Genomic DNA, 17,209 nt, shown 5'->3' with positions numbered 1-17,209 from the left:
AAAACTTCCTTTGCCCTTACATTTGTTGTTCAAAATAGGTGATAAGTTCCTGTTTTGCCTCTTCATTGTCATTGTTAAGGTCGCGAATAATGCAGCCTTTCTCCATCAATGCAATACGCGTTGAAATGTCTGTGGTGTGTTGTAGATTATGGCTACTTATTAATATCGTAGCATTATACTTTTTATGGTATTCAGTTAGAAGGTGCTTCAGTGAACTTTGTGAGGTTGGATCTAGAAAGTTGAATGGCTCATCGAGAATAACTAGGCTTGGATTTCTCATTAAGGCTGCAATGATGCCAACCTTTTGCTTGTTGCCAGCAGATAGATTGCGAATCAGTTTGTTTTGCCCGAAGATTTCTTCATTGGCAAACGTTTCAAATTGCTGGAGTCGTGTCGAAAGTTCTTCGCTAGTGATATTACAAATTTTCCCCAAGAATGCAAAGTACTCGTCTGGAGTAAGGTAGTCAATTAGAAAACTATCATCTATATATGCGCCTGTTCTAGTCTTCCATTCTTCAGAGATAGAGGGATTGATGTCGTCTATCGTGATAGTACCTTCATCAGGTCTTAGAAGGTCTAGCATCATGCGGAAAAGAGTGGTTTTTCCGGCACCGTTATTTCCTACTAAACCAAGGATATCTCCGTCGTTCACAAAGAACGACGGGATATCGCTGGCTATTGTTTTTCCAAACTGTTTCTTAATGTTTGAAATGTTTATCATACGAGACCCTTTCCGTGGCAGTTTTTAAACTTTTTGCCGCTTCCACAGGGACAGAGGTCATTTCTACCAGGCAATTTGTCCTTTACAATTGGATTGTTGGGATGTTGAGCGCGTGTGTCAGACTGAGCAGCACGAGTCTGACTAGCATCGGTCATTTGCTCTTCTGGCAGGCTTTGCTTATTCTCTGTATACTGCTGACGGTTGGTGTGCTCTTCAGGAGCAGCCTCCTTTACCTCGCTTTGCTGCATTTCTGGAATGGCTGCACGAGTGAGGATTGAAACTGTCCGGTTATTCATATTATTAACCATTGCGTCGAACAGTTTTACACTCTCCAATTTAAAGATAAGTAAAGGATCTTTCTGCTCGTAGCTGGCATTCTGTACAGAATGACGGAGCTCGTCAAGTTCGCGCAGATTTTCTTTCCATGCATCATCAATAATATGCAATAGCATCTGCTTCTCAAACTCCTTTACAATAGATTTACATTCTGTCTCATAAGCCTCTTTCAAGTTGCAGGCAATGTTGTAAATTCTTCGGCCATCAGTAATGGGCACCATGATGCGCTCATACATATGTCCTTGATTCTCATATACCTGCTTGATGATAGGTGTTGCAACCTCAATAATTCTTTCGGTTTTACGATTGAAATTTGCAAGAGCGGCTTGGAATGATTCTTCTGCAAGATCATCCAGTTTTCTATCATTGAACTGCTGCTCTGAGAAAGGAACTTCCATCGCAAAAAGATGCAGGAATTCTTCTTTGCAACCTTCGTAATCATTATTCTCAAGGATGTACACAACACGATCCCAAATGGTATTGGAAATGTCCATACCAATTCGCTCACCCATCAATGCGTGACGACGCTTTTCATATACAACTGTTCGCTGCTTATTCATTACATCGTCATATTCCAACAAGCGCTTACGAATGCCGAAGTTATTTTCTTCCACTTTCTTTTGAGCACGCTCAATACTCTTGGATATCATGGGGCTTTCAATCATTTCTCCTTCTTTGAATCCCAGACGGTCCATGACCGCGGCAATACGTTCACTAGCGAACAAACGCATCAGTTTGTCTTCCAAGGAAACATAGAATACTGAAGAGCCTGGGTCTCCCTGTCGACCAGCACGGCCTCGCAACTGACGGTCTACACGACGACTCTCGTGGCGTTCTGTACCGATGATTGCCAAGCCGCCTGCAGCTTTAACTTCGGGTGAAAGCTTGATATCGGTACCACGACCCGCCATGTTGGTTGCGATAGTTACGGCGCCTTGTCCGTTGCTATCTTGCTGACCAGCCAATGCTACGATGTCTGCTTCTTTTTGATGAAGTTTAGCATTCAATACCTGATGGGGGATTCCTTCGCGTTTTCCAGTTTCTGGATCAGTGTACATATCCAACATGCGTGAAAGCAGCTCAGATATTTCCACAGAGGTGGTACCAATCAATGTTGGACGCCCTGCCTTACGCATTTTGACTACCTCCTCAATAACGGCACGGTATTTTTCTCTTGCAGTCTTGTACACACGATCGTCCATGTCGTTTCTTGCGACGGGCTTGTTGGTCGGAATCTCAACAACATCAAGTTTGTAAATGTCCCAGAATTCACCTGCTTCAGTTGATGCAGTACCTGTCATACCAGCAAGTTTGTGGTACATGCGGAAATAATTCTGAAGGGTGATAGTAGCAAATGTTTGTGTAGCTGCTTCTACTTTTACGTGTTCTTTAGCTTCTACAGCCTGGTGAAGACCGTCACTCCAACGACGACCTTCCATAATACGTCCAGTCTGCTCATCAACGATCTTTACCTCACCATCAATTACCACATATTCATCATCCTTGTTGAACATGGTGTATGCCTTCAAAAGCTGTTGTAGTGTGTGTACACGTTCGCTTTGAACTGCATAATGGTTTAGAAGCTCGTCTTTCTTGTTTAAGCGTTCCTCGTCTGTTAGTCCTTTTTCTGATTCTAACTCAGAGAGTTGTGATGCGATGTCAGGGAGTACAAACAGGTCCTTATCGTTAACTTGCGCAGCTAGCCATGCAGTACCTTTATCGGTGAGGTCACACGAATTCAGTTTCTCATCAACCACAAAGTATAGCGGTTCTACAGCTTCTGGCATCTTGCGATTGTTGTTCTCCATGTATATTTCTTCCGTCTTGAGCATACCAGCTTTGATACCTTCTTCTGAGAGGTACTTAATAAGTGGCTTGTTCTTTGGAAGTGATTTGTGTGAACGGTATAGAGACAGGAATCCCTCGTCGGTCAACTCTTTATTGTTAGTCCTTTGTCCCTCTGAAATCTTTTGTTTTGCGTCTGCAAGATACTGTGTGGCCAATTGACGCTGAACTCCAACCAGCTTTTCAACCAGTGGCTGGTATTCTTCAAACATCTGTACGTCGCCTTTGGGTACAGGGCCACTAATGATAAGAGGTGTTCGTGCATCGTCAATCAATACAGAGTCAACCTCGTCGACAATGGCATAGTTATGGGCTCTCTGAACAAGGTCAGCAGGAGAAATGGCCATGTTATCACGCAAATAGTCGAAACCAAACTCGTTGTTTGTACCAAACGTGATGTCAGCTTGGTAGGCTTTACGACGTTCGGGTGAGTTAGGTTGGTGCTTGTCAATACAATCTACACTTAGTCCGTGGAACATATATAGAGGTCCCATCCATTCAGAGTCACGTTTAGCAAGATAGTCGTTGACCGTTACTACATGAACACCATTTCCTGTCAATGCGTTTAGGAATACAGGGAGGGTCGCAACCAATGTTTTACCTTCACCTGTGGCCATCTCTGCAATCTTACCCTGATGAAGGACAACACCACCAAACAACTGTACGTTGTAGTGTACCATTTCCCATTTAAGGTCATTGCCTCCTGCAGTCCAGTGGTTGTGGTAAATAGCTTTATCGCCGTCGATTGTAATGAAGTCCTTGCGAGGATCTCCTGCTAGTTCGCGGTCAAAATCATTGGCAGTTACAATTGTATCTTCGTTTTGTGCAAATCTACGTGCTGTCTCCTTGACAATAGCGTAAACTTCAGGCATTACTTCGTTGAGTGCCTTTTCGTATTCCTCAAGTGCTTCTTTTTCAAGTTTGTCAATGTGAGCAAAAATGTCGGCACGCTCATCAATAGGCGTTCCTTCAATTGTGCCCTTTAGTTGTTCAATTTCCTCTTTTTGCTTTGTAGCGGCAGCTTGAACATATTTTCTGATTTCTTGCGTTCTTGCACGCAAGGCATCGTTATCTAATGTTTCTACCTGGGGTGATACAGCCAATACCTTTTCTACGAATGGCTGGATGAGTTTCATGTCTCGTGAAGACTTGTCACCAAACAAAGCCCTCAAAATTTTATTAAAATTCATCGTTTATGATATATTATTTTATTCTTTTACAGTAAATTGCATGCAAAGGTAGTCATTTTTTTGCTAAATCTGCAAGAAAAGACTATTATTTGCGATTTTGGGAGTAATACTTTCTTTAGTATAATGGTTCTGAAGAGCATGCATTTGGCGCTCTGATACGAATGCTGCGTGCTATTGCAGGAGCTAGTTGAGTAATACTTACTGGCTTGTTGATGCGTTCTGCATGGACGCCTGTTCCGTAGAAAATAATGGGGAATTGTATATATGACGATCTATACTGCTCGCTTTTTTGAGTATCTTCGTTCATTACACGCCATCCTGGAGCAACGTCAATGACTAAATCGCCTCCGTGATCTGCAGAGAAAGCATTTCTCGTTTTCTCTATGTTTTCATTTTTACTTGTTATAAGTTGAAAGGAAGTATAAACATTTCGCACCCCCGACATCATAGCCAGTATTTCCTGAGCTTTTGAAGCTGCTTCATTAATGCTTATTTTCTTTGTTTCTAAGAGGTTGTGGTTTAAGTATATATGGTTACTGAATGTTGCTTCTACATAATTACCTTGTCCCCATACTCCTCCTAAGTACATGTTTAGAAGATTAGACGTCCTGTTCATGTAGAATGTTCCAGAAGGAATTCTATATGTTTCGTAGTCTGCGTCGTCTTCTTTATTATAGCCAGTACTTGTTAGTACAAATAAAACATTTTCTTTTCCAATGCGCTCTTCAATAAATTCGATCAGACGTCCCAGTTCATAGTCAAGGCGTACATAGGTGTCTTGTAGCTCAATCTGACATCTTGTTACGGATTGATGTTTGTAGGTTCCAGCATAATATGTGAGGCATAGCATGTCTGTTACCTTATCTTTACCCATTCCTGTGCTAAGCATACATTGCATAGCCAGATTTGAGATGTCTTCGTTGATAAGTGCGCTAGTTTGATAGTCTACGTATTGATGATCACCCTTAATTGTGTGTTTGAAGGGCTTCTGTATGCTAGAGCTCATGAAATAGCTGAAATTACCAACTAATTCATTGATTGGCTCCCATGTGATGTTCTGTGATAGTTTTCCAGGTGCATGCAGGCTGTTGAAATTTTGAATCCATGAAGGAAGGGAGTTGTAATAATAGCTGGACGAGCACCAAAATCCATTGTTCTCATCTAACCATACTGCTCCATTTGCAGCATGTCCTCCTGCCAGGATGGCAGCTTCGCAAGATGGGGCGATAGCATATATCACAGATTTTCCTGCAGTTCCAACTTTTAGCTCGTCAGTAATTGTAGATGTGCTTAGTTTTGCGGGCGAAGCCTTTTTCCTTGTCAGAAAGCCTTCTTGTTTTGTGTCTTCCACACAGTTTACTGGACGTAGGGTTTTTCTGCTCATCCAGTCTGTACCTGTTATATTATTATAATAAGGTGTGGTTCCCGTCATTAGTGACGCAATGGCTGATGCAATGTCTATTGGTGCAAAAGGGTATGATGCTTGAGTGTATACTCTTCCTTTGTTTAGCATCAGTTTGAATCCTTTTTCAGAATACAGGGGAATGAATGCTTCAAGATAATCATTGCGTAGTTGGTCAATAGTGATGTTGACCACCAGTCGAGGTGCGTTTAGTGGTTGAACCTCGCCTTGTGCTATTGTTTCGATGCTAAAGCCTAAAACGGCTAGTAACGTAATATAAAACTTTCTATTTGTCATTGTAATGTCTCAGTATTCTAAGCAGCAAACATAGTGCCACAATTTCCATTCCTTCAGCGTAGTCTTGCCAAATGCCACCAATAAAGAATATAAAGATAAGCAATGCATTGATACGAAACCAATAGCTTTTCTTCTTTTTTACGATTTTTGGTATAAATGCCAAAGCGACAGGATTTAGTATTAATACCTGAAGATTTGTGCTCGTTGTCGGATGTTGGGAGAATAGCATGACTGTAAGTAAGCAACCTGCGATTCCTGTTAATGTCATCAGTAAAGCATCAATCCATACGTATGTTGTTTTTTTATAGTATTCTATGCCAAACGCGATGAGGGAGAGACCTAAAAGAAGAAGTGCGCACATTGTTGGTGATAAAGGAAAATCTTCTTCGATAATCTGAATACCAGGTGCAACTAGTTCTCTTCGCTCTTTGACTAGGGGAGTTAAGACTCCGTTCCTGTTTATCATTGCATGATCGAAATCATTGCGAAGGTTAAAGGGAAGAAATTCTTGTTGGCGCGCATCTGTTTCTAAATCTGCTTTCACTCCCAAAAGGATGTCATTGCCAAAAGTGGCCCAAGGGTGATTTCTCGTGTATTCGCGCGTCATCTCCCTAAAAGATGGTGTATAATTATTGTTGTACGTATATTCAATTCTTCCCTGAAGGCATTGTTCAATGATGTTTCTTGGACGTGTAGAACAGTTGTCGTAGAACACGTTATATACATACATTCTGTTCTCTGGACGGTAATTGAAAGCCAATTCTTGGGCAATTTTTTGCTTTTCTACATTCGTAATGTTCAGAACTTGCTCTGTAACCTGACTGCCCCAATCCTTATAGTATTTGCAAAAGTAGTCATACGGGATGATTCCAAGTTCGTATTTGGGGATACCCAATACAAAACGAAGGATAAAAAATGGCTGTTTGAAATTAAAAACGCCATAGTTGAAGACTAGGTCTTCGCCTGTTTTAAGATCATGTATCCTAATGGCACTGTGACCGTACAAACTATAAAGCTCTTCGTGCGGAGAACAGGTGATAAGTCCAATCTCAATACTGTCAAGCCGGTCATTCTCGTCTGCAAAAGTTGTCGGGCAAACAAGAATTATCCCTGTAAAAACAAGGAAAATAGTTCTAAAAAAGTCTTTAAATTGTTTCACGATGCAAATTTAAGCTATATTTTCCACTTTCGGTGCGTTTAGTTCGATTTTTTTTAATAAATTTGCACGCTGAATAATAATCAAGATATGAATAAAAGAATTATATCTACAGTTTGCATGGCGGCGTTAGTCTTGATGACTAATGCGCAAAGTGGAACAAATTCCCCATATAGTCAGTATGGATTAGGAATCCTTTCTGATCAATCTCTGGGTTTCAATCGCGGTATGAATGGCGTGGGACTTGGAGTCCGTAAAGGTAATATCGTCAATACATTGAACCCTGCATCGTACTCGGCTGTTGATTCTTTGACAATGATGTTTGACGTTGGTCTTTCTGGCCAAATAACGAATTTTAAAGAAGGGAATGTTAAGGTCAATGCCAATAATTCAAATTTCGAGTATGCCGTTGGTAGTTTTCGATTGTTGCCGTCTGTCGGTGTGAGTTTTGGTATTTTGCCATATTCCAATATAGGGTATAATTATTATTCGGAGCAAAGACTTGAACTTACTCAGCAGACAATCACTGATACTCACACGGGCGAAGGTGGTCTTCATCAGGCGTTTATAGGTGCAGGTTGGCGTATTCTTAAGCCTTTGTCGGTAGGTTTTAATATAGCCTATATGTGGGGTACCTATAATCGTTCTGTTTCTAGTAGCTCAACTTCGTCTATAAATTCACTTACTAAGAGCTACTATGGTACAGTGAATAGTTATAACTTGGAGTTTGGACTCCAATGGCAGCAGCAGTTGTCAAAAAAAGATGAACTTACTATTGGCGCTACAGTTGGTATTGGACATAAACTGGGTTGTGATGCTAATTGTGAGATATTGGATATCAACTCTCAAACAGCTGCTACTGATACCACACTCTTTACGATTAAGAACGGTTTGGAGATCCCAATGACTTATGGATTGGGCTTGGCTTGGAATCATTCTAATAGATGGTTAGTTGCTGCAGATTTCTGCTTGCAGCAGTGGGGAAGTGTGAAGTATCCTTATTTCGATGGAAATATCAAGGATTATGTTTTGCGTGATGATATGTTGAAGGATCGTTATAAAGTGAATGTAGGTGCCGATTTTGTTCCGCAGCCTATGAGTCGTCGTTTCTTAAATCGCGTACATTATCGTTTTGGTGCCGGATATACTACACCATATTATAAAATAAATGGAGCTGATGGCCCTAAAGAAATTAGTGTAAGTGCCGGCTTGGGAATTCCTCTTCAGAACGCATATAATAATCGCTCGCTTTTGAACGTTAGTGCTCAATGGGTGCGTACTTCAGCAAAAGACTTGATAACCGAAAATACATTCCGTATTAATATTGGTCTAACTTTCAATGAACGATGGTTCATGAAGTGGAGAATTGATTAACATTCCTTATCTCATTGAGAACAATTAATCATATCATACAATTTGTCATAAGGGTGAGTATTTCATTCACTCTTATGATTTTTGTTTCATGTAATCAGGCACATGAACATGTTGCAGATGCAATCAATTCGCAAGACTCTGCGTCAATGATGACCTCTTATGGCGTTAATACACTCATTAGTGATTCTGGAGTCATCAAGTATCGTATAGTTACTGAACGCTGGGACGTTAATACGGTTAAGAATCCGTCACGTTGGGAATTCATGAAAGGCATCTTTTTCGAGCAATTTGATGAATTGTTGCATGTTCAAGCCTATATTCAGGCTGACACAGCATGGTATTACGATCAGCAGAGACTTTGGAAGTTACGTGGAAGAGTGAATATACGTAATGTCAATGGTGTTGTCTATACTTCCAACGAACTTTATTGGGATGGTTTGCGCCATGAGTTCTATTCTACAGAGTTCTCTAGAATAGTTACCCCCGAGCGAACACTAGAAGGTTCCTATTTTCGGAGTGATGAAAATATGAGTCATTATTTGGTTACCAATTCAAAAGGCTCTTTTCTCGCTTCTGATATGAGTGGAGAATCATCTGATGGTGTTTCACAGCCCGATACGTCAAGTACGCCAGATAGCGTGTATGTTCGACCTGCTGTGGTAAAGCATGCAGCTTCAAGATAACTAATCATTATGCCAATGGTCTCAACTGCTGATATTATAGGATTATTTTTAACAATGATTTTTTCATCCTTCTTTTCAGGCATGGAAATCGCTTTTGTTTCAAGTAATCGTTTACGTGCAGAAATGGATAGAGAGAAAAATGGTCTTTCTCAGCGAGCTCTGTCTATTTTCTATAAATACCCAAATAATTTTATTTCCACAATGTTAGTTGGAAATAATATTGCATTGGTTATTTATGGTATTCTCTTTGCTCGTATATTCGATGCAACACTTTTCCATGGTTTTAGTGATGGTGTTCGTGTGACGTGCGACACGTTGCTTTCTACCTTGGTCGTCTTGTTTACCGGCGAATTTCTTCCCAAAAGTATTTTTAAGTCTAATCCTAATGGGTTGCTCACTATCTTTGCAGTTCCTGCATGGATTTGTTATGTAGCTCTTTGGCCTATCTCACGTTTTGCAACACTTCTTTCAAGGGGCTTGCTTCGAGTGTTTGGTGTTCATATGCAGAAGGAAGCGGATGATAAAGAGTTTACTAAGGTGGATTTGGATTACTTGGTGCAGTCAAGTATTGACAATGCTGCTAATGCGAATGATATCGATGAGGAGGTTAAAATATTCCAGAATGCGCTTGATTTTACCGATACAAAGGTGCGTGACTGCATGATACCACGCACGGAGATTGACGCCGTTGAAGATACTTGTAGTATTGATGAATTGAAGCAGAAATTTGTTGAAAGTGGACATTCTAAGATCGTCGTTTATCATGAGGATATAGATCATATCGTTGGCTATATTCATTCTTCTGAAATGTTCCGCAATCCTCAAGACTGGACTCAAAATATTCGCACGATGACGTTTGTACCAGAAACGATGCCTGCTAGTAAGATGATGCAGACATTTCTGGCGCAAAAAAAGTCTTTAGGTGTTGTAGTTGATGAGTTTGGTGGTACAAGTGGTCTCATAGCCCTAGAAGATATAGTCGAAGAAATCTTCGGCGATATTGAGGACGAACACGATTCTACGCATTATATTTCTAAGCAACTTGACAATGGCGAGTATCTTCTTTCTGCGAGACTTGAGATTGAAAAAGTCAATGAAATGTTTGGCCTCGAACTTCCTGAAAGTGACGACTATATGACTATCGGAGGCTTAATTCTTCATGAGTATCAGAGTTTTCCAAAACTCAATGAGATAGTATCTATTCCTCCCTATGAATTCAAAATCATTAAAAATACAGCAACAAAAATAGAACTTGTTCGACTTAAAGTTAACGAGAGTAGTAATTTTTCGTAAAATTATGCCGTCGTTTCAAGTTAATTTAGTAATTTTGTCGGCTGAATCGGGGAATCCGAGCATAATATTAGTTCGAATAACTAAAAATTAAATAATAAAAAACAAAAACAAAATGGCAGCAATTGGAAAAATTAGAAGCTGGGGAACCTTCCTGGTAATTGTACTGGGAATTGTGCTCCTATTCTTTATTTTGGAGTATGCAGGTGAAGCTCTGCGTACTATTACAGCTACAAACAGTCAGACAATTGGTAAGGTAATGGGCGAGAAGGTCTATTATCAGGATTATCAGGCTCTCGTTGATGAGTATCAGGAAGTGCTCAAAATGCAGGGTTATGATGACCTGAACGAGGACCAGATGAACAATGTCAGAGACATGGTTTGGCAGAATTACGTTACTAATAAACTGATTGAAGCCGAGGCAGAGAAACTAGGTTTGATGGTTACTGACGAGGAAATAGCAAATATCCTTCGTGAGGGAACTAATCCAATTCTCTATCAGTTACCTCTTAGTCCACAGTTCTTTAATCAGCAGACTCGTCAGTTTGACTACAGCATCGTAACTACTCAGTACGAACAGCTGAAGCAGTTGGCTGCTCAGGATGCTCGCTATCAGGAGCAGTATTCAACATTTGATCGCTACTGGAAATATGTCGAGAAGCAACTTCGTCAGCAGCTTCTGCAGTCAAAGTACCAGAGCCTCCTTGCTGGTTGCGTTATGTCTAACCCAGTTGCTGCAAAGACAGCATTTGAGAATCAGTCTCAGGAGAGCAGCATTCTGCTTGCAGCATTGCCTTATAGTATGGTTAATGATAATGATGTAACGGTATCAGATGCTGATCTTAAGGCTAAGTACAACGAGAAGAAGGGTATGTTCCGTCAGGTAGTTGAGACACGCGACATCAAATACATTCCTGTACATGTTAAGGCTTCAGAAGCTGATCGTAAGCAGTTGATGGATATCATGAAAGGTTGTGTTGCTGATTTCAAATCAGATAGTTTAAAAGCTTCTGAAGTTGTTCGTCGTGCACAGTCTAAGATTGCATACAATGGCCTTCCTGTAACACGTGAGGCTTTGCCTAGTGATATCGTTGCTCACCTTGACTCTATGGCTATTGGACAGGTATCTCAGCCATTCGAGACAACTGGTGATAATACATTCAATGTTATTAAGTATATCTCTAAGGTTCAACAGCCTGACTCTATTGAGGTTCGCTCAATCTTCCTTGCAAACGAAGAGTCGGCCGACAGTGTGCTGAAGGCACTTCGTGGTGGTGCACAGTTTGATTCTATTGCAGCTCGCTACAATCAGCCTGGTACAAAGAATTGGTTTACTTCTGCCAACTATCAGTCAGCTCCCACTATCGATGCTGATACAAAGAACTATGTTGAAGCTCTGCTCTCTATGCAGCGTGGTGAACTTAAGAAACTGAAGATTTCACAGGGAAATATTGTATTTGAGGTAACCGATCGTCGTGCTATTGTTGATAAGTACAATGTCGCTATTGTAAAGCGTGATATCAACTTCTCTAACGATACTTATAACGAGGCATTCAATAAGTTTAGCCAGTTTATTAGTGAAAACTCTACCATCGAGGCGATGGAAGAAAATGCAGCTAAGAATGGTTACAACGTTTTAACCCGTGCAAATGTTTCAAATGCAGTTCACACGATTGCTGGTATCCGTGGAACACACGATGCTTTGAAATGGGTGTTTGATGCTAAGCCTGGTGCTATCTCTCAACTCTACGATCGTTGTGGTGACAATGACTATATGCTTGTTGTTGCCCTTGATAAAATTCACGAGAAGGGATATGCTGATTTCGAGTCTGTTAAGGAGACTTTGAGACCTGAGGTTATGAATGATAAGAAGTTCGAGATCTTGTCAAAGAAGTTTGAGGGTGTTAAGAGCATTGCAGATGCAAAGAAGCAGAATGCTCGTGTTGATACCGTTCGTTTCATTACATTCAGTAGTCCCGTTTTTGTTCCTTCTACTGTTGCTAGCGAGCCCGCACTTAATGGTGCTGTTGCTGCTACAGAGAAAGGTAAGTTGAGTCGTGTTGTAAAGGGTAAAGCTGGTGCTTATATGTTCCAAGTAGTTGACAGAAAGAATCGTGAGGGCGCTAAGTTCGATGAGAAGCAGATGCTGTTGCAGCTGCGTCAGCAGAATATGCCTAACGTTCAGATGTTGTTACAGGACCTTTACGAGAAGGCCAATATCGAGGATAATCGCTATCTGTTCTTCTAAGTAATAGATAGAATTAGTTATAAAAAGCTGCCGTCAGGACTTGAGGTTTTGACGGCAGCTTTTTTATATAAGGCTCCAGTCTTCCGTGTGATTAATGTCTGGCATGAGTTCTCCTGGTCTTTTTACAATGGTGATTACGTCAAATCTCCATGGACCATTTAAGTGATGCGATTTTACATAGTGGTTGATTGCCATTCTTAGGTTCTTTTGCTTATTGTAGTTGACTGCTTGTTCTGGTTCTATAAAGTCTCTATTTCTTCTCGTTTTTACTTCTACGAATACAATACAATCCCTTTGTTGCGCAATAATATCGATATCCTTATGACTGGAGTGCCAGTCACGTTCCAGTATGGCGTATCCCTTCTCTCTTAGGTAGGCTGCAGCTAACTCTTCTCCCCATTTACCTAGGGTTATGTGCTCAGGTGTTAGTCTTGGATTTGTCATCCTTCTGTTGGCCTGTTGTAGATAACCTTCGCATCTTTTAAGCGCGTCTTGCATCCATTCGTTCTCGCAGTTCGTGTTGCTTATAAGTCTCTTTAAAGCCATATATATCTTATAAGCTTCATCCATTCTTCCTTCATCCGTCCTGCGTTTGAGTACGTCGGTGGCAGTGAGAAACATCACTGCGGAAGTTCTAGCGTCTTTTACAGATGCATATAGTCTTCTGGCAGCTTCGTAGGCATCTTCAGTGTGTCCAGCTTTTCGTAGTTCTAAAATATCATTGGTTGTCATGCTGTTTCGTCTTTGTATTTCAATTGTTTAATATGATAAAAGCGCCGCTTTTCTCGAAGAATTGCGGCGCTTTTGTCTTCTTATAAGGCTTCATCATCAGGTCTTGTTGGTCTCTTTACGAGTTTCGGCAAATGCTTTTTCTTTCTTAGATAGTTTTCTTTGCGTATTTCGTAATCCTGCTGATGCTTCTCTAAATATCCGTCTGCCATCTTGTTGCTTATTTAAACTTTCCGTAAACCACATTGATGGTTATTGGATCGTTAGGATTGTTTTCTCCACCTACCAAGCGAATGCTAGATAGTGACATGTCGTGTTCCACACGAGTTAGGGTAGAGGATGAGTTTGAAGTCTTAACATTCACGGGTATCAGCAATACCTTGTTCCAGTTAGGATGTTTTGTCTCCCATGCTGCATCTTTTGCAATACCATCTGCTCTTACTTGCCATAAATAAGTAATCAGGTTTGATATATTGGTGAATGTGTAGGTGTTTGTGCTTGATGCAAACGATGTGTAGTACGATGTTTTGCCATCGGGAACATCATTATTCTCAAAATAGGAGATGAGACTATCCTTTTGAATCATAATGATGGTTTGTGGTATGCCCAGTTGGCGGCTGTCTGACGATTGGTTGTTCAGACGTTGGAACACAATCTTAGCTGCTAATAATGAGTCGTTCTGATGGTTCTCCTTAATGTCGGTAACAGGAAGCTCAACTTCTGTGAAGAGTCCAGCTGGAGATTTGATATATGTGTGAGTGTTCTCTTCTGCCAGATTTTTTATGACGTTCTTGTCATTTATAATATGGCTAGTTTGAAGAACCTCTTTGGTTCCGGCTAGTGTTAGAATACCACTGGTTACTGCAGTATCAGCATCGATACGATAGTGTACTCTTAATCCTATATTTGAAATCTTAGAATGAAATCCCACACCATCTGTCATCTCAAAGTAGAAGCCAGGGCAAAGGTTATGGATGAATGAGTATGAGTTCTTGAAATATTCTGGATGATCATAGTAATTACGCATCAGGTATGTGCCATAGTTGTTGTAGGTTACACCATTCTTTGTGTATGGCTCGTTTAGCGTAATACGTATGTGGTTCAAATAGTTTGATTCATTGCGCACACTATCTTCTTCCATTAAATTCTTATATGTGAAGACCTTGCTTTTGTTCAGTCCATCAGCAAGGATTTGGTTGTGGCTCACAGGATCATAGTTTGAGTAATACTTCACGCCTTCCTCCATGGGATTAGCTAGTTCTCGAACACGCATCTTGACGGCAGTCAAACTGTCGTTGTTATTGTATGCAGATTCAATATAAATTAACAGTTCGCATGAGTCTGCAGCTGCTCGCCCATTGTCTCTTCCAACAATTTTGTTTTCAGGTGAGATGTATGTATGTTCTAACAGGTGAAACTGCGTAGTGAATTCACTTCTAACTTCAGCGCCTGTTTCTGGATCTTTTACCTTTCCAAGGTAGAAAGAATTACTCAGCGAAAGAACAGAATCTGCAACATATGTGCGTGAAGTGGCATGAAATGCGGCATCGACAATAGAGAGATTGTCGTTCTCGTCAGTCAGCGATCCGCCAAGTGTCACTGTACTTTCATCACAAGAAGAAATGGCTATTGCTACGAATGTAGCGCCAGCCATGTACTTAAAAACGTTCATCATTTTTATTGTATGATGTTATTATCAATTTATTATTCCACCGGATCTGGATAAATCTGATCATAGAAGCTTTCGTATGCGTCAGCAAAATCTTCTGTGAAGGGCAACAGCGGAATTTCTTTTTTCTTAGTGTATTTGATCAGTTGCGCATTGGCATCTTCGCTAGCCTGAATGACACCATCGCTATAATCAATAGCAAGCTTTCCTAACTCCACGAAGTCAAATTTGTCTTTGTATCCAGCCAGCAGTTCAGCTTTAGCCTCTCTGAATTCCAGACATTTCTTGAAGTTTGTACCCAAATCATTTTTTAAGCCCTTGGTAAACAATGAGGTAACAATCTTTGTATTGGCAAAAGAGGGCTCATCGTGGTAAGCTGTTTTTACGTACAATGGAACTACGGCACTCATCCAACCCTGGCAGTGAATGATGTCTGGTACCCAACGCAGTTTCTTGACGGTCTCGAGTACGCCTCTTGCAAAGAAGATGGCACGTTCACCATTATCAGGATAATCCTCTCCAAGCTCGTCTGTAACCATCTGGCGTTTAGAAAAATAATCGTCGTTGTCGATGAAATATACTTGAACGCGGCTAGACTGAATGCTTGCGACTTTAATAATTAGGGGATGGTCGGTGTCGTCAATAATGAGATTCATACCAGAGAGTCTGATCACTTCATGAAGCTGACCTCTGCGCTCATTGATATTTCCCCACTTAGGCATGAACGTACGGATTTCATGGTTCTTCTCTTGCATTGCTTGAGGAAGAGCACGTCCCATGAGCGATAGATTCGTATCAGGAACGTAAGGAGCAATCTCCTGGTTGATAAAAAGAATCTTTTTCTTTGCCATTACTATTTGATTATTTCCATGCAAAGGTACGAAAAAAAATCTTAAAAGACGCATTAAAAGGTCTTATTTTATGAAAAAGTGACATTTGAGAGGCTATTTTTTAGTCTTTTTTTTCCATATTTGCAAAAATTGTTGTTACTTTGCACCGCAATTTACGCCATGATATGAATTTTGGTGATTAAAGATATACAATATTGATGAAAGTTTTAAGTAAAATTGTTGACCTGCAAAACGAACTTTTTGAGGCGAGAAAGCAGGGACACTCTGTCGGATTAGTTCCCACGATGGGAGCATTGCATGAGGGTCATGCATCGCTTGTGCGCCGTAGTGTTAAGGATAACGATGTAACAGTGGTATCAGTATTTGTAAATCCTACTCAATTCAACGATAAAAATGACCTTAAAAATTATCCGAGGGATTTAAAAGCTGACTGCGAATTGTTAGAGAAATGTAAGGCTGATTACGTCTTTGCTCCCGAAGTGGAGGATATGTATCCAACTCCCGATACGCGTCAGTTCGAGTATCCTCCAGTATCTACTGTTATGGAGGGCGCACATCGTCCTGGCCATTTCAACGGAGTGTGTCAGGTGGTAAGTCGTCTTTTTTACATAGTTCGTCCAGATCGGGCTTATTTTGGTGAGAAAGACTGGCAGCAGATAGCTGTCGTGAAGGCAATGGTCAAGCATCTGGACCTGAGGGTTCAAATCGTGGAATGTCCGATTGTTCGTGATGACGATGGATTGGCTCGTTCCAGCAGAAATACATTGTTAAAACCAGAAGAACGCGCTATCGCTCCTAGAATCTATGAAGCATTGAAGGACAGCGTTGTATATAGCAAGACTCATTCGTTGAAGGAAACACATGATTATGTGGTTGACTCGATTAATGCTGTTGATGGACTTGACGTGGAGTACTTCTCTATCGTAGATGGTAATACGCTTCAGGACCTTGTTGATTGGGATTCTTCTGATTATGTAGTAGGATGTATTACTGTTTATTGTGGCAAGACCCCCATTCGCCTTATCGACCATATAAAATATAAAGAATCATGATGATAGAAGTATTGAAGTCAAAGATACATTGTGCTCAGGTAACGGAAGCGAACTTGAACTACATGGGTAGTATCACTATCGACGAAGCTTTGCTTGATGCAGCCAATATGATTGCTGGCGAGAAAGTACAGATTGTTGATAATAACAATGGTGAGCGCTTCGAGACATATATCATAAAGGGTGAGCGCGGTAGTGGTTGTATTTGTCTAAATGGTGCCGCTGCACGAAAAGTTCAGGTTGGAGATACTGTCATCATCATTTCGTATGCGTTGATGGATTTTGAAGAAGCAAAGACTTTCAAACCGACAGTTGTTTTCCCAAAGGACAATAAGTTGGTTTAATCTTGTAAAGTTATATATAAAAACG

14 protein-coding genes are annotated in these 17,209 nt (G+C 40.7%); 6 read left to right on the top strand and 8 right to left on the bottom strand.

The features are described from left to right. Positions 1-16 precede the first annotated feature (16 nt). The 4 genes from T496_RS0108205 to T496_RS0108190 form a co-directional block, all read right to left on the bottom strand. Positions 17-721: an ABC transporter ATP-binding protein gene (locus T496_RS0108205; protein ID WP_027450337.1), complete on the bottom strand. Its 705-nt coding sequence runs from the start codon at positions 719-721 to the stop codon at positions 17-19. Then, on the bottom strand, positions 718-4,092 hold the full coding sequence (secA, locus tag T496_RS0108200; protein ID WP_027450336.1) for a preprotein translocase subunit SecA: 3,375 nt from the start codon (positions 4,090-4,092) through the stop codon (positions 718-720). The genes T496_RS0108205 and secA overlap by 4 nt, the downstream gene beginning before the upstream one ends. 115 nt (positions 4,093-4,207) lie before the next feature. After that, positions 4,208-5,791 (bottom strand): alkaline phosphatase family protein, encoded by a 1,584-nt coding sequence (locus T496_RS0108195; protein WP_044110892.1) that lies wholly within the window; start codon positions 5,789-5,791, stop codon positions 4,208-4,210. Next, on the bottom strand, positions 5,781-6,950 hold the full coding sequence (locus T496_RS0108190) for a lipoprotein N-acyltransferase Lnb domain-containing protein (protein ID WP_027450334.1): 1,170 nt from the start codon (positions 6,948-6,950) through the stop codon (positions 5,781-5,783). Before T496_RS0108190 ends, T496_RS0108195 begins: the two co-directional genes overlap by 11 nt. Positions 6,951-7,037: 87 nt before the next feature. Between T496_RS0108190 and T496_RS0108185 the strand changes: the two genes are divergently transcribed. From T496_RS0108185 to T496_RS0108170, 4 genes are all read left to right on the top strand, one after another. Beyond that, entirely contained in the window at positions 7,038-8,321 is a 1,284-nt protein-coding gene (locus T496_RS0108185) for a hypothetical protein (RefSeq protein WP_027450333.1), read from the top strand. Positions 8,322-8,395: 74 nt separating this feature from the next. Next, the gene (locus T496_RS0108180) at positions 8,396-9,004 is read left to right on the top strand and encodes an LPS export ABC transporter periplasmic protein LptC (RefSeq protein WP_027450332.1); all 609 of its coding nucleotides are present in this window, start codon (positions 8,396-8,398) and stop codon (positions 9,002-9,004) included. A gap of 15 nt (positions 9,005-9,019) precedes the next feature. Beyond that, on the top strand, positions 9,020-10,297 hold the full coding sequence (locus T496_RS0108175) for a hemolysin family protein (RefSeq protein ID WP_044109448.1): 1,278 nt from the start codon (positions 9,020-9,022) through the stop codon (positions 10,295-10,297). A gap of 112 nt (positions 10,298-10,409) precedes the next feature. Next, positions 10,410-12,542 (top strand): peptidylprolyl isomerase, encoded by a 2,133-nt coding sequence (locus T496_RS0108170; protein WP_027450330.1) that lies wholly within the window; start codon positions 10,410-10,412, stop codon positions 12,540-12,542. Positions 12,543-12,605: 63 nt separating this feature from the next. On the opposite strand, the gene T496_RS15235 is transcribed toward T496_RS0108170, so the two are convergent. From T496_RS15235 to T496_RS0108155, 4 genes are all read right to left on the bottom strand, one after another. Continuing rightward, on the bottom strand, positions 12,606-13,274 hold the full coding sequence (locus T496_RS15235) for a YraN family protein (protein WP_231478027.1): 669 nt from the start codon (positions 13,272-13,274) through the stop codon (positions 12,606-12,608). A gap of 80 nt (positions 13,275-13,354) precedes the next feature. Further along, the gene (locus T496_RS14705; protein WP_081778412.1) at positions 13,355-13,483 is read right to left on the bottom strand and encodes a dehydrogenase; all 129 of its coding nucleotides are present in this window, start codon (positions 13,481-13,483) and stop codon (positions 13,355-13,357) included. A gap of 8 nt (positions 13,484-13,491) precedes the next feature. After that, positions 13,492-14,946, bottom strand: coding sequence for a DUF4270 domain-containing protein (locus T496_RS0108160; protein ID WP_052342138.1), 1,455 nt, complete (start codon positions 14,944-14,946; stop codon positions 13,492-13,494). 29 nt (positions 14,947-14,975) lie between these two features. After that, the gene (locus T496_RS0108155) at positions 14,976-15,791 is read right to left on the bottom strand and encodes a glycogen/starch synthase (protein ID WP_027450327.1); all 816 of its coding nucleotides are present in this window, start codon (positions 15,789-15,791) and stop codon (positions 14,976-14,978) included. Positions 15,792-15,988: 197 nt separating this feature from the next. On the opposite strand from T496_RS0108155, the gene panC reads away from it, so the two are divergent. Next, positions 15,989-16,843, top strand: a complete 855-nt coding sequence (panC, locus tag T496_RS0108150) for a pantoate--beta-alanine ligase (RefSeq protein ID WP_027450326.1) — start codon at positions 15,989-15,991, stop codon at positions 16,841-16,843. Next, on the top strand, positions 16,840-17,184 hold the full coding sequence (gene panD / locus T496_RS0108145) for an aspartate 1-decarboxylase (protein ID WP_027450325.1): 345 nt from the start codon (positions 16,840-16,842) through the stop codon (positions 17,182-17,184). Before panC ends, panD begins: the two co-directional genes overlap by 4 nt. Positions 17,185-17,209 lie beyond the last annotated feature (25 nt).

The organism is Xylanibacter brevis P6B11, assembly GCF_000621825.1.
Classification (GTDB): Bacteria; Bacteroidota; Bacteroidia; order Bacteroidales; family Bacteroidaceae; genus Prevotella; species Prevotella brevis.
Note: the sequence above shows the minus strand (reverse complement) of the source record. Positions and strands in the feature narration are given on the sequence as shown.